The organism is Sorangium sp. So ce887, from assembly GCF_051521455.1.
Taxonomy (GTDB): Bacteria; Myxococcota_A; Polyangia; order Polyangiales; family Polyangiaceae; genus Sorangium.
On the sequence record NZ_CP150354.1, the window covers coordinates 4,310,752 to 4,332,411 of the forward strand.

Sequence of the window (21,660 nt, forward strand, 5' to 3'; positions counted from 1 at the left end):
AGAAATGAAATTTCTCCCCTTGGCGCCCCCGGCGCGTCGGCGGTTTCTCTCCTTCTCCTCCGCGGCGATGCCCTACGGCACCACCACCGTATCGTTCGTCTGCAGCGGCAGATCCCCGCGGAGATCGCCTTTCTCGACGACCTCCTCGAACACGAACGGAATTCTGCGCTCGCCGAGCGCGTCGCGCCGGACGATCACCACGTCGTCGGGATCGGCGAAGCGCGTGAAGCCGCCGGCGAGGGCGAGCGCCTGGAGCACGGTGATCTGCGCCCTCGGCGTGAACTCGCCAGGACGCGACACCTCGCCCATCACGTAGACCCGGTAGCTGTGGAGCTCCGCCACCTCCACGCTGACGACCGGCTTCTCATGATAGAACTTGGCCACCTGGGTCGCGATCTCCTCGGCGATGCCCATGACGGTGCGCCCCGACACAAGGATATCGCCGACGAGCGGGATCGTGATGAACCCGTCTGGTCGCACCGTGACGCGGTGGCTCAGCGCCTCGTTCTTCCAGGCGCGCACCTCCAGCACGTCGCCGGGGCCGACCGCGTAGGCGCTCGTCGCCCGGCGCTCCGCCTCGAAATCGACCCGCGGGGCGCTCGCGCCGCAGCCCGAGAGCGCCACGAGGACCATGAGCGCGGAGCAGAGCAGGGCAATCCGGACACAGCGGGAGCACATGCGGTTTCCAGCCTCCTTGATGTGACCGCGCACCAGCAAGCGCCGAGCCCGCGGCCGCGCGCCGCGCCTGATCCTCGCGCGCGCACCGGCGCGCTTCCCGCGTGCCGGTCGAGCCCACGGTGCTAGATCCGTCGCGCGGAAGGGGGGAATGCGCGCCTCGCGCCTGCGCAGGGCGCCTCACCGCGGCCGTCACGAGGAGGCCGCGTGGGCGGCCCGCGCGCGGCGCTCGCGGCGCGCCACACCATGGCAGCGTGGGTCGTGTGCGCGCTGTGCGCGCTCGTCATCATCAAGCCGCAGGAGTTCATCCCCGCGCTCTCGGGGATTCCGCTCGTTCACGCGGCGTTCGGGCTCACCCTGCTCTGCGTCGCCCTCGACGTCGTGTGGCGGCGGCTGAGACCGACGCTCGCCCCTCAGGTCGTCTATGCGCTCGCGTTCCTCGCCTGGGCGGCCCTGACCACCGCGCTCAAGCGCCCGGCCGCGCTCGAGGAGCGCGGCCTGCAGCTCGCGACCGTCGCGGGCGTCTTCCTCGCCGTCTCGGTCGCCGCGGCCTCGCCGCGCGGGCTGCGCGCGCTCGCGATCACGCTCGTCGGCTGCGCCGTCCTCACCACCGCGGTCGCGATCGTGCAGGCGTTCCGGCCCTACGGCTGCATGCTCGCCGCGCCCGACGACTGGGGAGGCAAGGGCGAGCTCGAGCCCGATGGACGCCCCTGCGAGACCACCCTCGACTGCCGCAGGGACCCGCCGGTGCCCGACGGCAACTACCGTTGCGAGCGCCCGGGGCCGCTCGGCACGTCGACCATCGACGGCCGCGTCCGCTATCGCGGCTCGCTCGCCGATCCGAACGAGCTCTCCCTGATGGCCGGCATGTCGATCCCGCTCGTGATCGCGCTCGCGGAGCGGCGCGGCGGCCCGCGTCCGTCGCGCCCGCCCGGCGGCGCTGGCCCGCGCGCGCCCGCGCCGCCCTCGCGCGCGCCCGCGCCGCCCTGCGGGGCGCGCCTTGCGCCTGCGCTGCCCCTCCTGCTCACCGATCGGCTGCTCTCGCGCGCGGCCGCGGCGCTGCGCGCGCTCCCCGTGGCGGCCGTCCTCGTGGCGATCGGCGTGATGGTCGTCATGTCGCGCTCGCGCGCGGGGATCATCGTGTACCTGGCGGTCCTCGGCATCACGTTCATCCGGTGGAGCGGGACGCTGGGCGTCATCGCCGCCTGCTTCATCGGGCCGCCCATGCTCCTGCTCGGTGGCCGGAGCGGCGACGAGGCGAGCGAGAGCTCGGAGGAGCGCGTCGAGCTGCTCCGGGAGGCGTTCGAGATGATCCGGCGGACCCGGGGGATCGGCGTCGGCGCAGGGCAGTTCGGCGACGAGTCGTCGCTCGGCCTGACCGCCCACAACGCCTACCTGCTCGCCGCGTCCGAGACGGGCCTGCTCGGGATGTGCCTGTTCGCGCTCGTCCTTTACGCGTCGATCAAAGTACCGCTCTCGATCTGGCTGGGCGACGTCGAGGTCGGCCCCGCGGCGCGGCGGTTCGCGCCGGCGATCTTCGTGAGCCTGTGCGGCGCGCTGATAGGCATCTTCTTCCTGTCGTGGGCTTACAAGGACGTTCTCTACATGACGTTCGGCGCCTCCGCTGCGCTGTACGGCGCGGCGCGGGCCGAGGACGGCCGCGTCTCAGTGCGCGTGTCCGCCAGGGAGGTCGCGCTCGTGTGCGGCGGGATGTTCGCGGTGCTCGTGCTGCTCAACGTCCTGCTCCGGTTCCTCGGGTGACCGCGTCCCCGGGTGGTATGCTGGTCGGCATGTCGGCTCCCATCCGCAAGCCCGGCGATCCCACCGCGGCGCCGATCCCGGCCGAAGCGCCACGGGCCCCCACCGAGGCGCAGTGGGCGGCGATGTCGCCCGCTCAGCGAGAGCAGGCCGTTGCAGAGCTCCTCGGCTCCGAGTCGCAGGAAGAGCTCGACGAGCGCGAGGCGATGGCTGAAGGGGACCCGCACCTCGACGCCAAGATGGAGGCGCGCGACACGCTCCGCGCCTGGTTCGGCCGGCGCGGGCGGCGCATCTACATCGGCGCCGAGATCAAGGTCTACTACCCGGGCGAGAAGGGTTTCACGCCCGACGTGATCGCAGCGACCGACGTCGATCCCGGCCCGCGCGTCTGCTGGATGGTCAGCGCGGAGGGCAAGGGGATCGATCTGGCGATCGAGGTGCACTATGCCGGCGACTGGCGCAAGGACTTCGTCGATAACGTCGCGAGGTATGCGGCCCTCGGGATCCGTGAGTACTTCGTCTACGACATCCAGCGCGGGCACATCAAAGGTCACAGGCTGCCGTCCACAGGCGTGCGGCGCTATGAGGGGATTCCCTCGCGCGCCGGGCGGTACCGATCGGAGGTCCTCGAGCTGGATCTGACGGTCGAGGCCGGTCGGCTACGCTTCTATGCGGACACGGCCGAGCTGGTCACTGCCGGTGAGCTGGTAGGCAAGCTGGAGAGGATGATCGAGGCCGCCGAGGCCCGGATCGAGCAAGAGCAGGCGCGGGCGGAGCTGGCGTTGGGGCGGCTGTCGGCGGCGATCCTGATGATCCTGGGCGCGCGCGGTGTCCCAGCAAGCGAGGAGGCAAGAGCCCGGATCCTGGGAGAGACAGACCTCGGCGTCCTGGAACGATGGCTTCAGCGGGCGGCGACCGCGACGGCAGTGGAAGAGCTGTTCCGGGAGACCGCCGGCCGCTGATCGCAAGAGGCGAGCACGGTGCTTCACGCTATTTTACACGAACGGGTAGCAGGACGCGACAGATGACGAAAGCTGAAGCGGCTATCAGAACCGCGTTGTTCCAGCGGCCGAGCGGCGTCGGCTCGGCCATGGAGCGCGGCTGACATGGAGGAATGAATGAAGCTCTACGAGTTTGCCCCGACCCGATCGATCCGTGTGCGCTGGACGCTCCAGGAGCTGGGCGTGGACTTCGAAGCCATCCCGGTCAATCTCAGGGCCGGCGAGCACCGCGGCCCCGAGTTCCTCGAGATCAATCCTGCCGGTAAGGTCCCCGTGCTCGTCGACGGCGACCTCGTGCTCACCGAGTCCGTTGCCATCGTGCTCTACCTGGCCGAGAAGTACCCTGACAAGGGTCTGGTCCCCACGGACCTCGGGGGGCGAGCCCAGGTCAACCAATGGCTCCTGTTCACGGCGACCGAGCTGGAGCAGCCCCTGTGGCGCATCGTTCATCACACGACGCTGTATCCGGAGGACAAGCGTCTGCCCGGGGAGGTCGCCCTCGCCCGCCAGGACTTCAGGGCCATGGCCGACGTGCTGGAAAAGCACATGCAACAGCGGCAGTTCATCGTCGGCGACCGGGTGACGGTCGCCGATTTCGTGGCGGCCTACACGCTCGACTGGGCCAACGAGGTCCATCTGCTGGACGGCTTCCCGCAGCTGCTGGCCTACATGAAGCGGATGTACGACCGCCCGCATGCGGCTCCGCGTATCGCCCAGGCGTTCGCCAGCCTCAAGGCCAAGGCTTGATGGGGCAGCGGCCAACAGAAGAGCTCGTCCCACGTGGATGCCTGAGCTCGGCATCTCCGGATGCCCATCAGGGAGCAGCTTACGATGCATTCAGCCGGCCCCGGATCCCCACAGCGCGCGCCGCGGAACGACGCCGGTGACCGGCTCGCTGGGCGCCTGAGCCGCTGCACGATGGATGCCGTTGCCTCGCGCCGCGCATCGTGCTTTTGAAGATGCCGTGTCTTCTTCGCTCGCTCAGCAGATCGCCGCGCTCCCTGCCCCTCTGCTCGCTCGCCTCCGGGCTCGCGGGTTCGACTCCGAGCGCGTCGTCCGGTGGGCCGCGTCCATCGGCAAGGATCGGGACGCCCGCAACCGCCTCCCCGGCACGGTCGAGCCGCCGGCGCCCGGCGACGTCGTCGATCTGCCGGCCGAGGGCACGCCCGAGCTCGCCCGCTGCCGCGAGGCGGGCCTGGCCGCGCTCCGCCGCGGCGAGGTCGCGCTCTGCGTCCTCGCGGGCGGGATGGCCACCCGGATGGGCGGTGTGGTCAAGGCGCTCGTCGAGGTGCTGCCCGGCAAAACCTTCCTCGACCTGCGCCTCGCCGAGAGCGATCACCTCCGGCGCACGACGGGCGTCCCGGTGCCGCTGTGGCTGATGACCAGCGAGGCGACGAACGGTCCGATCCGCGAGGCGCTCGGCGCGCGCCTCGACGAGCCGGCTGAGCTCTGCACCACGTTCGAGCAGCATGTCTCGCTGCGTCTGACCCCGGAAGGTGGGCTGTTCCTGGACGAGGACGGCGAGCCGAGCGTCCACGCCACCGGTCACGGCGATCTGCCGGATGCGCTCCGGGAGAGCGGCGTCCTCGGCCGCTTCATCGCCCGCGGCGGCAAGACTGTGTGGATCGCCAACCTCGACAACCTCGGCGCGACGGTGGATCCGGTCATCCTCGGCTGGCACCTCGGCCACGGGGGGGCCCTCACGGTCGAGGTGGTCGACAAGGGCGGCGACAAGGGGGGCGGTCCGATGCGATGGAACGGCCGCCCGGTGATCGCGGAGGACTTCCGGCTGCCGGTCGGCTTCGATCCGAAGGTCGTGCCCGTCTTCAACTCAAATACTTTTCTGGCCAGCGCCGAGGCGCTCGGCGCGCTCGCGATGGACTGGGTCTATGTGGAGGTCGAGAAGAAGGTGGGTGATCGCAAGGCGATCCAGTTCGAGCGCATCCTGAACGAGATCACCTTCGGCCTCCCGGCCAGGTTCCTGCGCGTGCCTCGAGAGGGCCTCGCGGCCCGGTTCCTCCCCGTCAAGGATGTCGACGAGCTGGAGCGGCGGCGGCCGGCGATCGAGGCGATCGCCCGGGCGCGGGGGTTCCTGGGCTGAATTGAAGGAGGGCCATGCCGGCGCTCTCGAGGTTCGCGCTGGAGACGATGGCGGTCGGCGCCCCCGCCGAGATGCTCGCGGCCGCGCACGAGGCCGCGCGCGACGAGGTGCGCCACGCAGCGCTCTGCTTCGGGCTGGCGAGCGCGTACGCCGGCGCGGCGCTCGAGCCGGCGCCGTTCGCGTTCGGCGGTCTCGTCGAGGTCACCTCGGATCTCGCGGAGCTCGCGGCGCGCGCCGTCCGTGAAGGGTGCATCGGCGAGACGCTCGCCGCGGTGCAGGCCAGCGAGCAGCTCGCGCACGCCACCGATGGCGCGGTCCGGAGCGTCCTCGCCACGATCGCCGACGACGAGGCCCGGCACGCGGAGCTCGCGTGGCGCTTCGTGGCCTGGGCGCTTCAGACGGGCGGGGACGCGGTGCGCCGGGCGGTAGCGGCGGCCTTCGAGGCGGGCCTGGACGCGCATCCGCCGGCCACCACGGCGGCGGATGCCGCTGCCGGCGCCCTCGCCGCGCACGGGCGCCCCGACGGCGCCGTGCTGGTCGGCTCCAGGCGCCGCGCGATCGTGGACGTCGTCACGCCGGCGATACGCGCGCTGCTGTCCGCCTAGAGCGACAAACGGGTTGAAACCCCGAAAGAAGCAGAAATTTCACAGGGAGGCGAGGAGGCGGGGAGCGAGAGACGGCGAGAGGGAGAGATTCTTTTTTTTCTTCCTCCCCGCCTCCCCGCCTCCCTGTGAAATTTCTCCCGGTTTCAACATGATTGGTGTTCTAGGCGCGATCCGCGCAGCGACCGGACCCAGGTTGAGCCGACCCAGGTTGAGCCGACCCAGGTTGAGCCGACCCTAGCGACCCAACCCGGGTTGGCCCGACTTGGGTTGCGGCGTCGATCTGAGCGGCCCGAACCGGGTTGACCCGACCTGGGTTGGACCTGGGGTTGATCCAACCACGGTCAGGTCGCGCCACCCCGGTCGGGGGCCGCTCGCGAAATTTCTTGACGATTACAGCTGTACCACCGTACATTTGTTGAAAATGAAGATCATTATCAATTCGTTACGCGCTCTGGTGGATTCCGAAAGCGGGCTGGTCGCCGGCGCCATCTGGCGGCAGCTTTCGTTTCGCGGCGCAGGTTGCCGTGCATTTCGCGGCGTCGCGTGCGGTGGGGGGAGGCGGTCGTGAAGGGCCCGGCGGCGCCGGGATCGATCGGCCGCGATCGCGCGGCAGCTCTTCGGAGCTGGGGGAGCGACGACCTGCGGCTCGGCGCAGCGCGCGAGGGCTCGCTCATGGGGGGCAGGAGACCGCTCGCGCTGGCCGGACCGCCCCCTTGGCACTGCTCGCCGCGCGTTCTTCGGCTGATCGTCGCGCTCGCGCTCTCGTGCGAAGAGATCGGCGCCGTGGTGAGCGCCGTGGCGGGAGCGGAGGTCGGTGAGGCCGCGGACGAGCTGTCCGGCGAGGCGCTGCGCGTCCTCATCGACCGCGTGCTGACGAACGCTCGCGCGGCGCGCCGGCTTGCGCGCGCGCTCGACGCTGCCCTCGTGAGCGAGGCGTGCAGCTACCGCGGGCTCTGCGTCTCGGAGCTCGCGGCGCGCTGGGCGAGAGCGCGCGCGGCAGCGTCGGCGAGGGAGGCGGCGGCGATCCTGTGGACGAGCGCGCGAGCACCAGGCTCGCCGATGCGCTTCCTCGAAGAGCGCATTGCCGACGATGTCGAGCTACGCGCGATCCGGGCCATGGCAACTTCGATGAGGACGGCCGGCGCGTCGTGTTGGACCCGCCCGACGCGTCTGGCGCGCAGCGGGGGTGAACGACGGGGCGAACGAGGCCTCGGTGCGGTCGCCCTTGCTGGGAGGGGGCGGTAGCGGCGGACCCACCGTGGTTGGCGTGTCGTCCCAGGTGGCTGGCACCTCGAGGGCCAACCTGGGTGAGGTCGCGGGGTGCCGGGGGCCAACCTGGGTGAGGTTGCGGCGGGGTGCCAACCTGGGCGAGGGCCAACCTGGGTGAGGTCGCGAGGGCCAACCTGGATGGGTCACGTCTCCGTCTCCGCTTGACATAGGACGCATGCATGTGTCATGAAAATGAAAATGATTTTCAGTATCGATGCCGCCCCTTCCTTTGCTCGGCGCGAGCTCGCGGGGGTCGCCGCGTGCGCCTACGCAACCGAGGCTTTTCCAGATCACGGGTTCCACGACGACGAGGCGCGCCATCTCGCCCGCGTGCTCGACGTCGAGCGCGCGGGCTTCACGGAACAGGAGCTCCGCCCGCTCGCGGCCCGCACGCGGCTGGTGGACGACGTCGTGCACGACTTCTTCCGCCGCCACCCGGACGGGTTGGCCATCGGGCTCTTCTCCGGGCCGTGCACCCGATTCTCGCGCGTTGACAACGGGCTGCTCCACTGGGTCGAGCTCGACGTCCCCCGCGTGATCGCATGGAAGCTCCGCCGCGCCCCCCGGACGTCGCGGTACGCGCTGACCGCCGCGTCCCCTGGCTGCGATCACTGGATCGATCAGCTCTCCAAGGCACAGGGCTTCCCCACGTTGATCATCGGCCTCGGCCTCTTCTCCCAGCTCGGTCCCGAGCGGATCTCCGCCTTCTTGACCCAGGCCTCCTTGCGCCTCGCGAAGGACGTGGAGCTCCTGCTCGACGCGACACCGTGCCTCCACCTTCGCCCCGCCACGGCGAGGGGCGCGCGCCACGCGGAGCTCCGCCGACCCGGCGGCGGCGTCGAGACGTTCCCGTGGTTACGCGTCCTCGATGAAGACGATTACCCCGAGCCGCTCAACGCCCGCGTCCGGGCCGCGAACGGGCTCGCGCGCGTCCTTCGCAGATCGCACTTACCGATCCTCCGCCACCTTCGGCGCGTGTGAGCCCTCAAGAACAGGACCAGGAAAGAAGACAAAGGAGCTCGATGAACATTCAGGAACATGTTGACGCACCGGCGCCGGACGGCGCCGAGCTCGATCCTCACGCCGCGCGCGCGTCCCGGGGGAGGGCCCGGACATGAGCCGTTACACCGGACCTCGCGTCAAGGTCATGCGCGCGCTCGGGGTCGAGCTCCCCGGGCTATCGGCGAAGAAGACCGAGCGCCGACCCTACCCCCCAGGGCAGCACGGCCAGGCCCGCAAGAAGCACAGCGAGTACGCCCTGCGGCTCCGCGAGAAGCAGAAGATCCGGCTCAACTACGGCCTCACCGACACGCAGCTTCGAACGCTCATGCTCGAGGCGCGCAGGAGCAAGCTGGCCGCCGGGACGAAGCTCATCGAGCTGCTCGAGCGGCGGCTCGACAACGTCATCTTCCGCGCGGGCTTCGCGCGCACCATCCCGGCCGCGCGGCAGCTGGTGGCGCACGGGCACGTGCTCATCGGCGGAAAGCGCGTCGACATCCCCTCCTACCGCGTCAGCGCCGGAGAGACGGTGAGCGTGCGCGAGCAGCGCCGTGACCACCAGACCGTCGTGGCCGGCCTCGCGAGAGCGGACCTGGAAGCCCCCGCGTGGCTCGCGGTCGACAAGGACACCCGGCAGGCGCGTATGACCAGCCTGCCGGACGAGACGAGCATCCCGTTCCCGATCGAGGTTCAGCTCATCATCGAGTTCTACTCGCAGCGACTGTGACGAAGAGCACGCCTCTCCGCACCGGCGCCCGGTGAGGTCGCGGAGCGGGTTCGCCTGTCAGCGCGAGAGCTGCTCCCGAGCAGACGGATTGAATGCATGTGGGGTCGGTGGATGACCGGCGTCACGACATCGGATCAGCGTCGATGCCGCGACGTCATCCCGCGGCGGGCGCGACGCCGGCTGCGGCCCACGGCGCGAGCTCGGCGCGCCGGCGTCTCTGCGCGCGGATCACGGGCGCCGGCCGGCGCGCTTCTCCGGGTCCTCGTCGAGCAGCTCCTCGATCTCGGCCGCCGCCTTGTCGAGCACCTTGACGGTGCGCGCGAGCACGGCCGGCGTGAGGCGCCCGCGGCGCATCGCGTGGCGCAGCATCTTCATCAGCGTGCCGATGCGCTTCATGACGTCGCCGAAATCCTCGGCGAAGCGTTCCCACGAGCTCTCGGCGAAGCGCTCGTAGAACTCGTCGATGTACTCGCGGTTCGCCTTGAGGTCCTCGCGCCCCGCGTCGGTGATCTCGTAGACCTTGCGACCGTCGGACTCGATGACGCGCGCATGGCCGAGCTCCTCGAGCATCTGCAGCGTCGGATAGATGACGCCGGGGCTCGGCCGGTAAGCGTCGCCGCTGCGCTGCTCGATCGCCTGGATGACCTCGTAGCCGTGGCGGGCGCGCTCGGCGAGCACGTCGAGGACGAGGTAGCGCACGCCGCCGCGATCGGCGCGGAGCGGCGGTCCTCCGAACCAGTCGCCCCACCAGCCGGGCGGCCCGCCGCCGAACCCGCCCCGACCCCTCCCGAAAGGACCTCTCGGCCCGCGCGGGCCGGCGTGGTGGTGGTGCCCATGATGTTGTTCACATCCCCAGAACATAGACGCGATCCCTCTCTTGCTCGGCGGCAGACCGCCACGGCGGCGAGCACTCAGCTGCCGCGCGCGCATGGACGGACGACCCCGGCCCACGGACCCGAGTCGCGCCCGCGGCGCCCGGTCCGATACTCTAAAAGATATATCTGGACGATAGTTCTCGACCGCGGCCTGTCAAGGGAGAGCGCCGGGCCCCCCGCGCCTGTCCGCGAAGTACCTCGCGGTCGCCTGACGCGAAATGTCCACGGCGCTCGTTCTCCTCACCCCTCCACGCGGCCTCGCGCCGTCCCCTCGCGCGAGTGCGTTCTTGGGTGACGCGCGCCCGCGAGCACGCGCCTTGCCGTGTGGGCCCGGAGCGCGCCCGTTGCGCCGCACGGCGCCGGAGGCGCTGCCCACGGGGCGGGGAGCATCATGTCCAGCCTGAGCACGGAGAGCACACCCCGGGAGCGCCTGGATCGCGCGATCAGCGTTTTCGGCCGGATCCGGATGTACTGGCGCAGCGTGGCCGCGATGATCGCCGTCGGGCTCTCGATCTCCCTCGCCCTGGCGCTCGCCACGAAGCGGGTGTGGCGGAGCGAGGCCACCATCCTCTACCGCGAGACCATCCAGACCGGCCGCGATCCCCAGAGCAGCACCGCGCGCGCGGCGCGCCTCGGGCCGAAGCTCAAGGACACGCTCATCGCGCGCGGGACGCTCGCCGGCGTCATCGAGGCGTTCGGGCTGTACCCGGAGAAGTCCGCCCGCTCGATGGTCGAGGCGGTCGAGGAGATGAAGAACCACGTCGGGTTCCGCGCGCAGAGCAGCGACACGTACGTCATCTCGTTCACCCACGACGACCCGCTCGTGGCGCAGCAGGTCGCCGCCCGCCTCACGCAGATCCTTGTCGACGACTACCGCCGTGACAGCCTCGGCGCGGCGACGATGACCCGCGACTTCCTGCGGCGGGAGCTCGACGAGGCCAGCGCCAAGGTCGAGGAGGCGAGCCGCGCGCTGGCGACGTTCCTCGCCAGGAACCCGCAGTTCCAGTGGGGGCTCAACGACTCGCCGTACGCGCCGGTGCCCCAGCCGCTCGGCCCCCCCGGCGCCCCCGCGCCGGCGGCGGCCCGGGCCGTGCCCGCGCAGCCGGCCCGCCCTGCGGATCCGCAGCTCGCCGCGCTGGAGCGCCAGCTCGCCCGGGTCGAGGCGCTGCTCGGGGCCGCGCGCTCGCCCGCGGCGGCGCCGGGGGGGCCGCTGCCGCCGAGCGTCCTCGAGGCGCAGAGGGCCCGCGACGCGGCCGCCGCGGCGGTCGCGTCGGCCGAGGCGGCGCTCGCCGAGAAGCTGGCGACCGTGACCCCGATCCACCCGGACGCCATCGGCGCGAAGCGCCGGGTCGAGGCGGCCAGGAGCCAGCTCGCGGCCGCCGAGAGCGCGCTCCGGCTTGTGCGCGCGGGCCTCACCGAGGCGCCGAGCGGCGAGGCGCGCGCGCTCACGCCATCGCGGCGCGCGGCGCTGGCGGCCGAGCGGAGCGCGTTGCTCCGGCAGATCGCGGGCCTGCGCGCGCGCCATGGCGGCGGCAGGACGGCGGTGGTGGACGAGGCGCGGCGCGCGCCGGCGGGGCCGGATGGGGGCGCGGAGGAGCGCGTGATCGAGCTCGAGACCGAGTGGCACCGGCTCCGCCTCGATCTCGAGCGGGCGCGCGAGTACCTGAAGACCGTGCAGGCCAACGAGCGCGCCGCGAACCTCTCCGCGGACGCCGCCGAGAACAAGAGCGAGACCGAGCTCGACGTCCTCGATCCGGCGTACCTGCCGAGCCGCCCTGATCGCGGGCGGGGCCGTGTCTTCTTCGCGGGCGCCGCGGTGACGTTCTTCTTCGCGCTCGGCGTCGCCGGGGCCCGGGTGCTGCTCAACGACACGGTGTACGACGGGGGCGACATCCACGCGCTCGGCGGCCCCGCCCTGCTCGCCGCGATGCCGGAGCTCCCGCAGCGCCCGCCGCTCCGCGAGCGCGCGATCGTGCCGGCGTACAGCGCCGCGCCGACCGGCGCGCCGGGCACCGGCGGCGAGCCGACCGGCGTGCCCGACGACGACGCAGAGCGGCCCGGCGCGCCCGGAGACGGCGCGGAGCCGCCTGCTGCGCCCGGGGACCGCATCGCGGGGCCCAGCGCCCCGGCGGAGCCAGCGTCCGCCCGACCCGGGTTCACCCTGGAGGACACGCTCCCGGACGGCCTGGCGCTCGACGACGGCGACGTCGGCCCCGGACCGGACTGGAGCGCGCCCGAGCCATCGTGGAGCGCGCCCGGCGGGTCGCTCGCCTGCGTGGGCCCGCGCCACCTCGCGTACGCCGGGAGCTCCGGGTTTCGCGAGCCCGAGGTGGAGATCCTCGGCGCCGACGTCGACCCCGAGGGGTACGGCGTGTTCGAGCTGCTCAGGGATGCGCCCGCGCCGGCGCTCGCGGCGCTCCGGGTCCTCCGGCACCGGCTCGATCAGCGGCGGGGGGGCGAGCCGCTCGCGATCGCGGTGGTGAGCCCCGGCCGGGCCGAGGGCAAGACCGCGCTCGCGGCGCGCCTCGCGATGACCCTCGCCGAGGCCGAGCGCGCGCGGGTCCTGCTCGTCGAGGGCCACCTCGCGCGCCCCCGCGTCGCGGCGCTCCTCGGCCTCCGGCTGCCCCCGCACGCGAGCTTCTCGGAGCAGCTCCGCCGGCGGATGGCCGGCGAGGCCCGTCCTCTCGGCGTCATCGCCCTCAGCCCCTCGCTGTCGGTACTGGCGGAGCCGTCGCTCGAGGCGAGCTATCCAGCGGCGCTCCACTCGGTCCACTTCGAGGCCGCGATGCGCACTCTCCGGCGCTACTTCGACTACGTGGTGATTGACGGCCCGCCCGTCCTCGGGTCGGGCGACGCCAACGTCATCGAGGACGCCTCCGACGGCATCGTCCTGGTCGCTCGCGCCTCGCTGACCCGGGCATCCTCGCTCACCAGGGCCGCCGAGCAGCTCGGCGAGCGCCGCATCCTCGGCGTGGTCCTCAACGACATCGCGGCGAGGCCGGTCGCGAGGAAGCGGATCTGCATCGAGGGGGAGCCGGCGCGGCGGTCGTGTTGATGAGAAGAGAATAAAACGCGAAGGCGCCAAGGCGCCAAGGGAGAAGAGAGGAGGAGTGTACAGAAGAGAGAGGGCTCATGGCATTGCTTGCGCCCTTGATTTCTTCTCAGGTGAACTCTCTCTCCGGGTACCAGCTGGGTCTTTGCAGGTCAGAACGTGATCTTGATCGCGTCCGCCGACCTGTTCGCCGGGCCGTGATGGACGACCTCGATGTTGTTTCCGTCGGGATCGAGCACGAACGCCGCGTAGTAGTCGGAATGGTACCGTCGCGCGCCTGGAGCGCCCTGGTCCTTTCCGCCCGCGGCGAGCGCGGCGGTGTGGAAGCGCTCGACCGTGGCGCGGTCGTTCGCCTGGAAGGCGAGGTGCGTCCGGCCGGTGAGGACGCCCGCAGCTTCCTTTGAGCTCACGCTCGATACGAAGAGCTCGTCGGCCCAGAAGTGATCGTCGGCCTCGCCGCCCATCGGAATACCGATCGCTCCGAAGACTGCCTGGTAAAATTTCTTGCTCGCCGCAATGTCCGCCACGACGAGCTGGATGTGATCGATGAGACGCCCGCGGTAGAGCTGTTGGGTTTCCATAGCCTCGGATATCCCCACGACCCGTGGCGCATGGCAAGCCCGAACGACGACGATCCCCTCTGCGCGCTCGTTGAACCGGGCGCCGGGCGCGGGCGCCCCGCAGCGCACCTGCGCCGCGCGCCGGGGCCCTCAGCCGATCTTGAAGTTGATCGACTTCGGCCGCGTCAGGTGCAGGAACCCGAGCGTCGAGAGCGTCGCGCCCTTGCCGCTGTTCTTCGCGCCCGTCCACGGGAGCGCCGGATCCAGGGTGTCGCACTGGTTCATGAAGACCGTGCCGACCTCGAGCTCGCGCGCGAGCCGCGCCGCGCGCTCGCGATCCCGCGTCCAGACCGACGCGGTGAGGCCGAGATCGCTGTCGTTCATCAGCGCGAGCGCCTCCTCGTCCGACGAGACGGGCACGATCGGCAGCACCGGCCCGAACGACTCGATGCGCATCACGTCGAGATCCGGCGCCGCGTCGACAAGCAGCGTCGGCTGGAAAAAGCGCCCGCGCCCGTCGATCTGCGTCGCCCGGCCGCCGCAGAGCGCCCGCGCGCCCCGCGACAGCGCCTGATTCACCTGCGCCTCCAGGAACGCCGGCGCGTGCGGCTGCGCCATCGGACCCAGGTTCGTGCGCTCGTCGGTCGGATCGCCGAGGACGTAGCCCTTCATCAGCGCCAGCGCGGCCTCCACGAACTTCGGATAGAGATCGCGGTGAACATACGCGCGCTCGACCGCGCAGCAGCTCTGTCCGGCGTTGTAGCAGGCGCCGTCGACGATCCCGTCCACGGCCTTCTCGAGGTCCGCGTCGGCTGCGACATAGGCGCCGTCCTTCCCACCGAGCTCCAGGCCGGCGTCGACGGCCACCTTCTTCGACGTGGCCGCGTAGATCCTCCGTCCGCCTTCAACGGAACCGGTGAACGCCACGAAGCTCACGCGCGGGTCCGACGCGATGCGCTCGGACGTGGCGTGGTCGCAGTGGAAGGCCTGGACGAGGCCGGGCGGGGCGCCGGCCTCGGCGAACGCGGCCGCGAAGTGCTCCCCGCAGAGCGGCGAGCGCGGCGAGTGCTTGAGCAGCACGACATTGCCCGAGAGCACCGCGGGGATGACCACGTTCACGGCCGTGAGGAGCGGGTAATTCCAGGCAGGGAGGTTGAACACCACACCGAGCGGCGCCCGCACGATCCGCCGCTCCAGCCCCGGGAGCTCCGGGAGGACCACCTCGGCGAGCGCGCCCTCCGCGATCGAGATCATGTGCCGGGCTCGCTTGGCCATCCCCGCGACTTCATTGCGGGATTGACGCAGGGGCTTGCCCATCATGCGGGTGATGTCGGCGGCGATCGAGGGCGCGCTGGCCTCGATGCGCTCGACCGCGCGCAGGCACAGGGCGGCGCGCTCGGCGATGGATGTGCGCGAGAAGCTCCGCGCGGCGGCGGTCGCGGCGTCGAGGAGCCGGTCGACCTCGGTCTCGCCGGCGAGAGGCCGGCGGACGGCTTCTTCGAGGGTATACGGGTTGTCGATCACCAGGTCGGGCATGGCGGGGGAGATTAACCCAGTTCCCTGCGAGGCCAAGCGTCGTCTAGACTCGGGGCGAATGCGCGCCACCGCGGCAGGGCTATCGGACGTCGGCAGGGAGCGGATCCACAACGAGGACCGATACATCCTCCTCCCCGAGTTCAACGTCTACGTCGTCGCGGATGGCATGGGCGGGCACGAGGCGGGCGAGGTCGCGAGCCGCATCGCCGCCAGCGCCATCGCCGGCTACTTCCGCGAGGCGAACGGCAAGCGCCGCAAGGCGTCGACCGGCGACAGGCTCCGCGCCGCCGTGACGTACGCGAACGCGCGCATCTTCGCGCACGCCGACGACTCGCGGTTCTACCGCGGCATGGGCACCACGGTCGTCGCCGCGGCGTTCGCGCCGCGGGAGCGGAAGCTCTACGTCGCGCACGCCGGCGACAGCCGCTGCTACCTGCTCCGCGGGGGCGAGTTCGCGCAGCTGACCCGCGACCACTCGCTCATCGCGGACGCGCTCCTCGAGCGGCCCGACCTCACCGAGAGCGACCTCGCGTACCTGCCCCGCAACGTGATCACCCGCGCGCTCGGCATCAGCCCCAGCGTCGACGTCGACCTGCGCGCCGAGAGCGTCGAGGCCGGCGACGTGTTCCTCCTCTGCTCCGACGGCCTCCACGGGCTCGTCGACGATCTCGAGATCGCGCGCATCATCGAGCAGAACGCCGTGCTCGCCGAGGCGTGCTGCAAGCTCATCGACTGCGCCAACGAGAACGGTGGCCGCGACAACATCACCGCCGTCCTCGTCCGGATCGAGGAGACCGCCTCGGCGTCGCAGAGCCAACGCCAGGGCGCGAAGAGCCGCAACGCGCGGTAATATCCGGAGACGGTCGGAGGGGGCGAGGAAAGACGACGCATCGTCGCGCAGGTCGCCAGCGGCGGCGCGGCGGTCGCCTGCTCCTCTGTCGTGTGCAGTTGTGATGGAATAATGCGAGGTCATGGCATGAAAACCACGTGGATCGGGATGGGGCTCGTCGTCGGTGCGCTGCTCGCCTGGGGCTGTGGCGGCGAGGCGGCGCTCGGCGAGGCGTGCGAAGCGGAGGGCGTGGACGGCGAGTGCGAGGACGGGTCGATCTGCGGCAAGCCCGACGACAGCGCGGCGCTCGAGTGCCTGAAGACGTGCGTCGAGCAGACGGACTGCTCCGCCGACCAGGAGTGCAACGGCGTCTCCGGGTCGAGCCTCAAGGGCTGCAGGCCGAAGTAGGGCAGGCCTCGGCGGAGGCGGCGTGCTCCGAGGGGGGCGCGCCGCCGCAGCGCCGCTGGGCTCAGCGCACGCCGGCGCTGCGCCGCTGGGCTCCGCCGCGTACCGCGCTCAGAGCACGCCGGCGTGCGCGCGGTCGAGCAGCTCGTCCATCACCTCGAACAGCCGCCGGTTGCCGTCCTGGGAGTAGCTCGCGAGCTTCTCCTCGCAGCCGGGGATGGCCTTCACGAAGTCCGTGATGACCGCCGGGTCGTCGAGCGAATCGGCGGCGCGGCCGAACCCCTCGCGCTCGAGGTAGCGGGCGTTGAGCACCTGCTCGAACTGGCGGCCGAGGGGGACGGCGAGCATCGGCTTGCGCAGGTAGACCGCCTCGCCCATCAGCGTGAACCCTCCGCCGGCGATGACGGCGCGGCACGAGGCGAGGTCGTCGATGAAGCCCTCCTCGCTGAAGGGGCGGTAGCGCAGGTTCCCCTCGACCTGCTCCTCGGTGATGCTCCGGCGCATCCCGTAGATGCGGCACTCGAGCCCGGTCCTGGCGAGCGTCTCGGCGAGCGCCTCGTTCCCCTCGGCGGTCTGGTAGATGAGCAGGTGCTCCCCGGGGCGGCGGTTCGCGGCGACGACCTCGGGCCGGAGGATCGGCGGCACAAGCGTCGTCTCCTGCTTGCGGACCGGGGGGCGGAAGAACGTGGCGATGACGTAGTGCTTGCAGAACGGCAGCTTGCTCTTCACGAACGCGCGCGTGAGCTGGAAGCCCCCCTCGTGACCGGCGACGATCTCGGGGTCGTGGGTGCACCGGTTGATGATCTGCATGTTGTCGATCGAGAGGATCGGCAGCCGGTGGAGCTTGGCGTAGAGGTACGTCCACGACTCGAAGTCGCTGATCGTGAGCTCGGGGCGAAAGTCCTTGATGAGCTCGAAGTACGCGGCGATGTTCTTCGGCGTGCCCGTCGCGCCGGAGAGCACGTTGGACCAGAGCGTCTTGCCGCGGCGGACCCGGTTCTCCTCGTAGATCATGTGGAGCCCGTGAATGCGGTTCACCCCGGCGAAGCGCTTCGACAGGAAGTCGGTCGCCCGGCCGGACGCCATGATCTCGATCTCGTGTCCCAGCTCGAGCAGGCGCTCGATGACGACGCGCGAGCGCATGGCGTGTCCCATCCCTTCGCCGACGACGCCGTAGAGGATCTTCATGAAGCGCGAGTGTAGCGGGGGCCGCCGGGGGTTCGGAAGGAAACGGCGTCGCCGGGGCGCGGGCGGCGCAGGGGTCGCGGGCGTCCAGCCGCCGCCGCGCCGCGGGCGGCGGGCGTGACGCCGCGCCGCCGGATCTGGAGCGAGCTCCTGCCGCTCGAGGCGGTGCGTGCGCCTGGGACGCTCGCGCTCCTCCGGCGGTACGCGCTGGAGCTCGCGGTCGCCGTGCGGCCGGAGACGGCCGCGGGCCTGCCGGAGCTCGCGGCGGCGTGCGCGGACGCGGGGGTGGCGGTCGCTGTGTGGCCGATGATCGCGGACGAGGACGGGCGGTGGGCGAGCGCCGGCAACGCGGCGGCGTTCGGCGGGTTCGTCGCGCGGCTGCTCGACGCGCTCGACGCCCGAGGCCTGGCCGCGGCGGAGGTCGCGGTCGATCTGGAGCCGCCGATCCAGGAGGTGCGCCGGGCGCTCGCGGGCGGCCGCGGCGCGCTCGATCTGCTCGGCGGCGGCCCCCGCGGAGCGCGGGAGCGCCCGGGGGAGCGGGGTGCGTGGTGGCGCGACGCGCAGCGCGCGTACGTCGAGGTGGCGGGCGCGATCCACGCGCGCGGGGTGGCGACCTCGGCCGCGATCGTGCCGCTCGTCCTGGCCGACGGGTCGGCGGGCGGCTGGGAGCGGATCCTCGGGACGCCCGTGTCGGCGCCGCCGTGGGGGCGGGTCAGCGCGATGCTGTACACCTCGCTGCTCGAGGGCTACTCGCGCGGCGCGCTCGGCCGGGACGACGCTGTCGCGCTGCTCGCCCTGGGGTGCCGCGCCGCCGCCCGGCGGTTCGGTCCGAGGGCGGGCGTCTCGGTGGGCGCGGTGGGGAAGGGGGCGCTCGGCGACGAGCCGGTCTACCGCTCTGTCGCCGAGCTCCGCGAGGACGTGGCCGTCGCGGAGGCGGCCGGCGTCCGGGATCTCTCGCTGTTCGACCTCGGCGGGGTGCTGGCGCGGCCGCCGGCCGAGGCCTGGCTGGAGGCGTTCGTGGCGCCGCCGATCGAGCCGCGCCTGCCCCGGGCAACGCTGCGGGCGCGCGCCGCGGTGGCGGCCGCCGCGCTCGTGGGACAGGCGGCGGGCGCCTGGGGGAGCTGGTCGCGATCGTGAGAGGACCGGGGTGCGCCGTCGCCGCCGGCGAGTCGCGGAGCTCGCCGGAGCGGCTATCCGTGATGCGACTTGCCCTGGCCGCGGTAGCGCTTCCAGTGGTGTCGTTTGTTCTTGTTCTTCGGCCTGCTGTTGCTGGAGAGGCCGATAGACGTCTTCTTCGTCGGCAATGACATGGGCTGATCCGTGGCGCCGTCGCGGGCCGGGTGACAGGGGGCCGGCGTCGATTGCGGCGAGCTGGCCTCCATCGATGCGAGGCCGCGCGCGACAACCGATGAGCGAGCTCGCATGGATTGCCCGTCAGGGCGCGTGACGCACGGGAGCGATCACAAGCAGAGCTTTGCCGTCCGGTCATGGCGATTCACCCGCCGGCCGTGCTCTGGTACAGTGTCGCCCAAGTTCCTCCCTGGTTCCGTGAGGGGGAGAACTTGAACCACAGAGCGGCACAGAGGTGTCCGCCTGGTGGCCGGCGGGAGCGCACCTCGAGGAGACGCTCGGGCCTCGCTATGCCGTCATCGATTCCGCGGTCGGCGTCTCCGACGAGAACGGCATCGGCCGCCCCGAGGACGGTTCCATCGGCTGGTTGGGCGGCTTTGCAACGGGGTCACTCGTCGACAACTGACAAACTCTGTCGCTCGTACAGGGTCCAGAGACATCGGTGCTGAGCTTACCAGACGCGCCTGGGGCGAAGGAGGTTCAAACCCGAGGCGACGCCGCGTCGCTGGACGATGCCCGCGGATACGGCTAGCTCCAGTCCATGAACCTCACCCACGCCATGCGGGACCTCGGCGCGCTGTGCAACGAGAAGATGCGCGAGGTCAACGCCCGCGCCGGAGACGCCCACGGCGTGAACCTCACCCAGCTCCGCGCGCTCGCGAAGCAGCTGAAGACGGACCACGCCCTGGCCGGCGAGCTGTGGCGCACCGGGGACCCCGACGCCCGCCTCCTGGCGACGCTCGTGTTCAAGCCGAAGGCCTTCTCGGCGGACGAGCTGGACGCGATGGTTCGGGAGATCAGCTACCCCAAGCTGCTCGACTGGTTCATCGTCAACGTGGTGAAGGCGTCGCGCCACGTCGAGGAGCTGCGTGTCCGCTGGAAGGACTCCGCGAGCGAGCTGGTCGGGCGCGCTGGCTGGAGCCTGACGACGGACCGCGTCGTGAAGAGCCCTGCCGGCCTCGATCTCCCCGCGCTGCTCGACCAGATCGAGGCGGAGATGAAGGCGGCGCCGGGCCCGAAGCAGTGGTCGATGAACCACTGCCTCGCCGAGATCGGCATCCGCAACCCCGAATTGCGCGCCCGCGCAATCGCCATCGGCGAGCGGCTCGAGGTGCTCAAGGACTACCCGGCATCGCCGGGCTGCACGCCGCCGTTCGCGCCGGTCTGGATCGCGGAGATGGTGCGGCGGCAAAAGACCGAGAAGACGCGGGGCCGGTGAGGGGGTCGGGAGGCCGCCCAGGCGCTCTTCGAAGTCGAGCGCCGTCGGCTTCGCTGGAGAGCGCGCGGAGGCCGAGGACGCCGACGCAGATCGCGGGCACGCTCGCGCAGGTACGTGCGGGGCAGATCCGACTCCAAAAATCCCGCTGCCTCACTTCGAGGGTAAGAGCCGAGGACCTGGCGGCGTCTCATGGAGGCGGCGTGAGTGCCGCTTTCAACCTGTCGAGGAGGCCAGCATGAACGCTCTACATTCCACGGCCGCAGCGTCGCTGCTACGAGCTCTCGGTTCCGGGCGACGAACGGCGATCGACGCGTGGCTCGGCCGCGCGGCTCTTGTGACGCTGCGGTACGGACTCATCCTGATCCTGCTGTATTTCGGCGCCTTCAAGTTCACGGAGGTCGAGGCCCGCGCCATCGAACCCTTGATCGCGCCGAGCCCGCTGCTCGGCTGGACCTATGTGTTCATGGGTGTGCAAGGGGTCTCCAACGTGATAGGTGTGACTGAAATCCTCATCGCGTCGTTGATCGCGCTGCGCCCATGGTCGGCCAGAGCCTGCGCGATCGGCAGTCTGGCGGCGGTACCGACATTCGTCATGACGTTGAGCTTTCTGTTCACCACGCCGGGCATCTGGGTGGACGTGCCGGGCTTTGCGCTGCGCGTGCCGAACGAGCTCGGCGCCTTCGTGCTCAAGGATGTGTTCTTGCTCGGCGCAGCCCTGCTCAGCGCTGCCGAAGCCTTCGCCGCGTCTCGGCCGGCGCGAGCTGCCTCCTGAACGCCGGCGGCGAGCCACCCGAACCGACGTGGCGCACAAGCCACCTCAGGCGAAGAGGCGAAAGGTTCGGTCACGATCAGCCAGATTCACCCCGGAGAGTGCATGACCGCTTTCGAAAGAACTGACGCCGCGTGGTTGCTCGATCTGCGGGATCCAGGGCCGAAGGGTGCGCTGGCCCAGCGCGAGCTGCGCGAGCTCATCGTGCGGGCGCTGCGTCGGGGGCTCGCGCGGCGGCCGCAGGCCAGCGCTCTGATCGAGGACCTTGCGCAAGAGAGCATGTTGCGCATCCTGGCCAAGCTCGATTCATTTCGAGAAGAGAGCCGATTTTCGACCTGGGCCATTGCGATTGCCTTACGGGTTTCATTCAGCGCCTTGCGGCGCCGGCACTGGGGGGACGTGCCGCTCGATGCGCTCACCGACGGGTCCCCGATCGAAGCTACCAGCGCATCCGGCATGTCAGAGCCCTTCGAAGACAGCTCCGCGACGCCGGAGCAGGCGATCGCGAGGCGTGAGATCTTGACGCTGTTGCAGCGCTGCGTGGCAGAGACGCTCACCGAGCGGCAGCGTCAGGTCGTGCTGGCCGAGCTGCGGGGGATGCCGCAGGAAGAGATTGCAGCCCAGCTCGGAAGCAATCGCAATGCCATTTACAAACTGTGCCACGACGCACGCCGTGGCTTGCAACGAGCGCTCGAGCAGGCGGGCTACTCCGCAGAGACCGTGCGTTGGGCCTTTGAATGACTCG

The 21,660-nt window shown here is 71.2% G+C and carries 21 protein-coding genes; 16 read left to right on the forward strand and 5 right to left on the reverse strand.

The genetic code is table 11. The features are described from left to right. Positions 1 to 72: 72 nt before the first annotated feature. Positions 73 to 678 carry a polysaccharide biosynthesis/export family protein gene (locus WMF36_RS16015; protein WP_437580471.1) on the reverse strand — a complete coding sequence of 202 codons (606 nt, stop codon included), beginning with the start codon at positions 676 to 678 and terminating at the stop codon, positions 73 to 75. A gap of 204 nt (positions 679 to 882) precedes the next feature. On the opposite strand from WMF36_RS16015, the gene WMF36_RS16020 reads away from it, so the two are divergent. From WMF36_RS16020 to rpsD, 8 genes are all read left to right on the forward strand, one after another. Then, positions 883 to 2,436: an O-antigen ligase family protein gene (locus WMF36_RS16020; RefSeq protein ID WP_437580472.1), complete on the forward strand. Its 1,554-nt coding sequence runs from the start codon at positions 883 to 885 to the stop codon at positions 2,434 to 2,436. A 29-nt stretch (positions 2,437 to 2,465) separates the two neighbouring features. Next, a complete protein-coding gene (locus WMF36_RS16025) occupies positions 2,466 to 3,395 on the forward strand; it encodes a Uma2 family endonuclease (RefSeq protein ID WP_437580473.1) in 930 nt (309 codons plus the stop codon). A 156-nt stretch (positions 3,396 to 3,551) separates the two neighbouring features. After that, positions 3,552 to 4,181 carry a glutathione S-transferase family protein gene (locus tag WMF36_RS16030; RefSeq protein ID WP_437491489.1) on the forward strand — a complete coding sequence of 210 codons (630 nt, stop codon included), beginning with the start codon at positions 3,552 to 3,554 and terminating at the stop codon, positions 4,179 to 4,181. Positions 4,182 to 4,398: 217 nt separating this feature from the next. Then, on the forward strand, positions 4,399 to 5,535 hold the full coding sequence (locus tag WMF36_RS16035; protein WP_437580474.1) for a UTP--glucose-1-phosphate uridylyltransferase: 1,137 nt from the start codon (positions 4,399 to 4,401) through the stop codon (positions 5,533 to 5,535). 14 nt (positions 5,536 to 5,549) lie between these two features. Next, positions 5,550 to 6,140, forward strand: coding sequence for a ferritin-like domain-containing protein (locus tag WMF36_RS16040; RefSeq protein ID WP_437580475.1), 591 nt, complete (start codon positions 5,550 to 5,552; stop codon positions 6,138 to 6,140). Positions 6,141 to 6,704: 564 nt separating this feature from the next. Next, positions 6,705 to 7,385 carry a hypothetical protein gene (locus WMF36_RS16045; protein ID WP_437580476.1) on the forward strand — a complete coding sequence of 227 codons (681 nt, stop codon included), beginning with the start codon at positions 6,705 to 6,707 and terminating at the stop codon, positions 7,383 to 7,385. Positions 7,386 to 7,595: 210 nt separating this feature from the next. Beyond that, positions 7,596 to 8,390 carry a class I SAM-dependent methyltransferase gene (locus WMF36_RS16050; RefSeq protein ID WP_437580477.1) on the forward strand — a complete coding sequence of 265 codons (795 nt, stop codon included), beginning with the start codon at positions 7,596 to 7,598 and terminating at the stop codon, positions 8,388 to 8,390. Positions 8,391 to 8,523: 133 nt separating this feature from the next. After that, a complete protein-coding gene (gene rpsD, locus WMF36_RS16055; RefSeq protein ID WP_437580478.1) occupies positions 8,524 to 9,135 on the forward strand; it encodes a 30S ribosomal protein S4 in 612 nt (203 codons plus the stop codon). 228 nt (positions 9,136 to 9,363) lie between these two features. On the opposite strand, the gene WMF36_RS16060 is transcribed toward rpsD, so the two are convergent. Beyond that, positions 9,364 to 9,996: a PadR family transcriptional regulator gene (locus tag WMF36_RS16060; protein ID WP_437580479.1), complete on the reverse strand. Its 633-nt coding sequence runs from the start codon at positions 9,994 to 9,996 to the stop codon at positions 9,364 to 9,366. Between the two features lie 405 nt (positions 9,997 to 10,401). On the opposite strand from WMF36_RS16060, the gene WMF36_RS16065 reads away from it, so the two are divergent. Next, positions 10,402 to 13,065 (forward strand): hypothetical protein, encoded by a 2,664-nt coding sequence (locus tag WMF36_RS16065; RefSeq protein WP_437580480.1) that lies wholly within the window; start codon positions 10,402 to 10,404, stop codon positions 13,063 to 13,065. A 149-nt stretch (positions 13,066 to 13,214) separates the two neighbouring features. On the opposite strand, the gene WMF36_RS16070 is transcribed toward WMF36_RS16065, so the two are convergent. Both WMF36_RS16070 and WMF36_RS16075 read right to left on the reverse strand, forming a co-directional pair. Continuing rightward, positions 13,215 to 13,643 (reverse strand): VOC family protein, encoded by a 429-nt coding sequence (locus WMF36_RS16070; protein WP_437580481.1) that lies wholly within the window; start codon positions 13,641 to 13,643, stop codon positions 13,215 to 13,217. Between the two features lie 129 nt (positions 13,644 to 13,772). Continuing rightward, the gene (locus tag WMF36_RS16075; protein WP_437580482.1) at positions 13,773 to 15,158 is read right to left on the reverse strand and encodes an aldehyde dehydrogenase family protein; all 1,386 of its coding nucleotides are present in this window, start codon (positions 15,156 to 15,158) and stop codon (positions 13,773 to 13,775) included. A gap of 58 nt (positions 15,159 to 15,216) precedes the next feature. Between WMF36_RS16075 and WMF36_RS16080 the strand changes: the two genes are divergently transcribed. Both WMF36_RS16080 and WMF36_RS16085 read left to right on the forward strand, forming a co-directional pair. Next, positions 15,217 to 16,008, forward strand: a complete 792-nt coding sequence (locus WMF36_RS16080) for a Stp1/IreP family PP2C-type Ser/Thr phosphatase (RefSeq protein WP_437580483.1) — start codon at positions 15,217 to 15,219, stop codon at positions 16,006 to 16,008. Between the two features lie 126 nt (positions 16,009 to 16,134). After that, positions 16,135 to 16,395, forward strand: a complete 261-nt coding sequence (locus tag WMF36_RS16085; RefSeq protein ID WP_437580484.1) for a hypothetical protein — start codon at positions 16,135 to 16,137, stop codon at positions 16,393 to 16,395. Positions 16,396 to 16,503: 108 nt separating this feature from the next. On the opposite strand, the gene WMF36_RS16090 is transcribed toward WMF36_RS16085, so the two are convergent. Continuing rightward, complete coding sequence (locus WMF36_RS16090; RefSeq protein WP_437580485.1) at positions 16,504 to 17,580, reverse strand: MJ1255/VC2487 family glycosyltransferase; 1,077 nt, start codon at positions 17,578 to 17,580, stop codon at positions 16,504 to 16,506. A gap of 114 nt (positions 17,581 to 17,694) precedes the next feature. Between WMF36_RS16090 and WMF36_RS16095 the strand changes: the two genes are divergently transcribed. The 5 genes from WMF36_RS16095 (at position 17,695) to WMF36_RS16115 (ending at position 21,656) form a co-directional block, all read left to right on the forward strand. After that, the gene (locus tag WMF36_RS16095) at positions 17,695 to 18,714 is read left to right on the forward strand and encodes a hypothetical protein (protein WP_437580486.1); all 1,020 of its coding nucleotides are present in this window, start codon (positions 17,695 to 17,697) and stop codon (positions 18,712 to 18,714) included. Positions 18,715 to 19,162: 448 nt separating this feature from the next. After that, entirely contained in the window at positions 19,163 to 19,333 is a 171-nt protein-coding gene (locus tag WMF36_RS16100) for a hypothetical protein (RefSeq protein ID WP_437580487.1), read from the forward strand. 135 nt (positions 19,334 to 19,468) lie between these two features. Beyond that, positions 19,469 to 20,146, forward strand: a complete 678-nt coding sequence (locus WMF36_RS16105; RefSeq protein ID WP_437580488.1) for a DNA alkylation repair protein — start codon at positions 19,469 to 19,471, stop codon at positions 20,144 to 20,146. Positions 20,147 to 20,381: 235 nt separating this feature from the next. Further along, on the forward strand, positions 20,382 to 20,918 hold the full coding sequence (locus tag WMF36_RS16110; protein ID WP_437580489.1) for a DUF417 family protein: 537 nt from the start codon (positions 20,382 to 20,384) through the stop codon (positions 20,916 to 20,918). Between the two features lie 102 nt (positions 20,919 to 21,020). Beyond that, the gene (locus tag WMF36_RS16115) at positions 21,021 to 21,656 is read left to right on the forward strand and encodes an RNA polymerase sigma factor (RefSeq protein ID WP_437580490.1); all 636 of its coding nucleotides are present in this window, start codon (positions 21,021 to 21,023) and stop codon (positions 21,654 to 21,656) included. Positions 21,657 to 21,660 lie beyond the last annotated feature (4 nt).

Bases quoted from the DNA above. Each gene is read 5' to 3' on its own strand.
- WMF36_RS16015 (WP_437580471.1), bottom strand. From the start codon at position 678: ATGTGCTCCCGCTGTGTCCGGATTGCCCTGCTCTGCTCCGCGCTCATG.
- WMF36_RS16025 (WP_437580473.1), top strand. From the start codon at position 2,466: ATGTCGGCTCCCATCCGCAAGCCCGGCGATCCCACCGCGGCGCCGATC.
- WMF36_RS16030 (WP_437491489.1), top strand. From the start codon at position 3,552: ATGAAGCTCTACGAGTTTGCCCCGACCCGATCGATCCGTGTGCGCTGG.
- WMF36_RS16040 (WP_437580475.1), top strand. From the start codon at position 5,550: ATGCCGGCGCTCTCGAGGTTCGCGCTGGAGACGATGGCGGTCGGCGCC.
- WMF36_RS16050 (WP_437580477.1), top strand. From the start codon at position 7,596: ATGAAAATGAAAATGATTTTCAGTATCGATGCCGCCCCTTCCTTTGCT.
- rpsD (WP_437580478.1), top strand. From the start codon at position 8,524: ATGAGCCGTTACACCGGACCTCGCGTCAAGGTCATGCGCGCGCTCGGG.
- WMF36_RS16060 (WP_437580479.1), bottom strand. From the start codon at position 9,996: ATGTTCTGGGGATGTGAACAACATCATGGGCACCACCACCACGCCGGC.
- WMF36_RS16065 (WP_437580480.1), top strand. From the start codon at position 10,402: ATGTCCAGCCTGAGCACGGAGAGCACACCCCGGGAGCGCCTGGATCGC.
- WMF36_RS16070 (WP_437580481.1), bottom strand. From the start codon at position 13,643: ATGGAAACCCAACAGCTCTACCGCGGGCGTCTCATCGATCACATCCAG.
- WMF36_RS16075 (WP_437580482.1), bottom strand. From the start codon at position 15,158: ATGCCCGACCTGGTGATCGACAACCCGTATACCCTCGAAGAAGCCGTC.
- WMF36_RS16080 (WP_437580483.1), top strand. From the start codon at position 15,217: ATGCGCGCCACCGCGGCAGGGCTATCGGACGTCGGCAGGGAGCGGATC.
- WMF36_RS16085 (WP_437580484.1), top strand. From the start codon at position 16,135: ATGAAAACCACGTGGATCGGGATGGGGCTCGTCGTCGGTGCGCTGCTC.
- WMF36_RS16090 (WP_437580485.1), bottom strand. From the start codon at position 17,580: ATGAAGATCCTCTACGGCGTCGTCGGCGAAGGGATGGGACACGCCATG.
- WMF36_RS16105 (WP_437580488.1), top strand. From the start codon at position 19,469: ATGAACCTCACCCACGCCATGCGGGACCTCGGCGCGCTGTGCAACGAG.
- WMF36_RS16110 (WP_437580489.1), top strand. From the start codon at position 20,382: ATGAACGCTCTACATTCCACGGCCGCAGCGTCGCTGCTACGAGCTCTC.
- WMF36_RS16115 (WP_437580490.1), top strand. From the start codon at position 21,021: ATGACCGCTTTCGAAAGAACTGACGCCGCGTGGTTGCTCGATCTGCGG.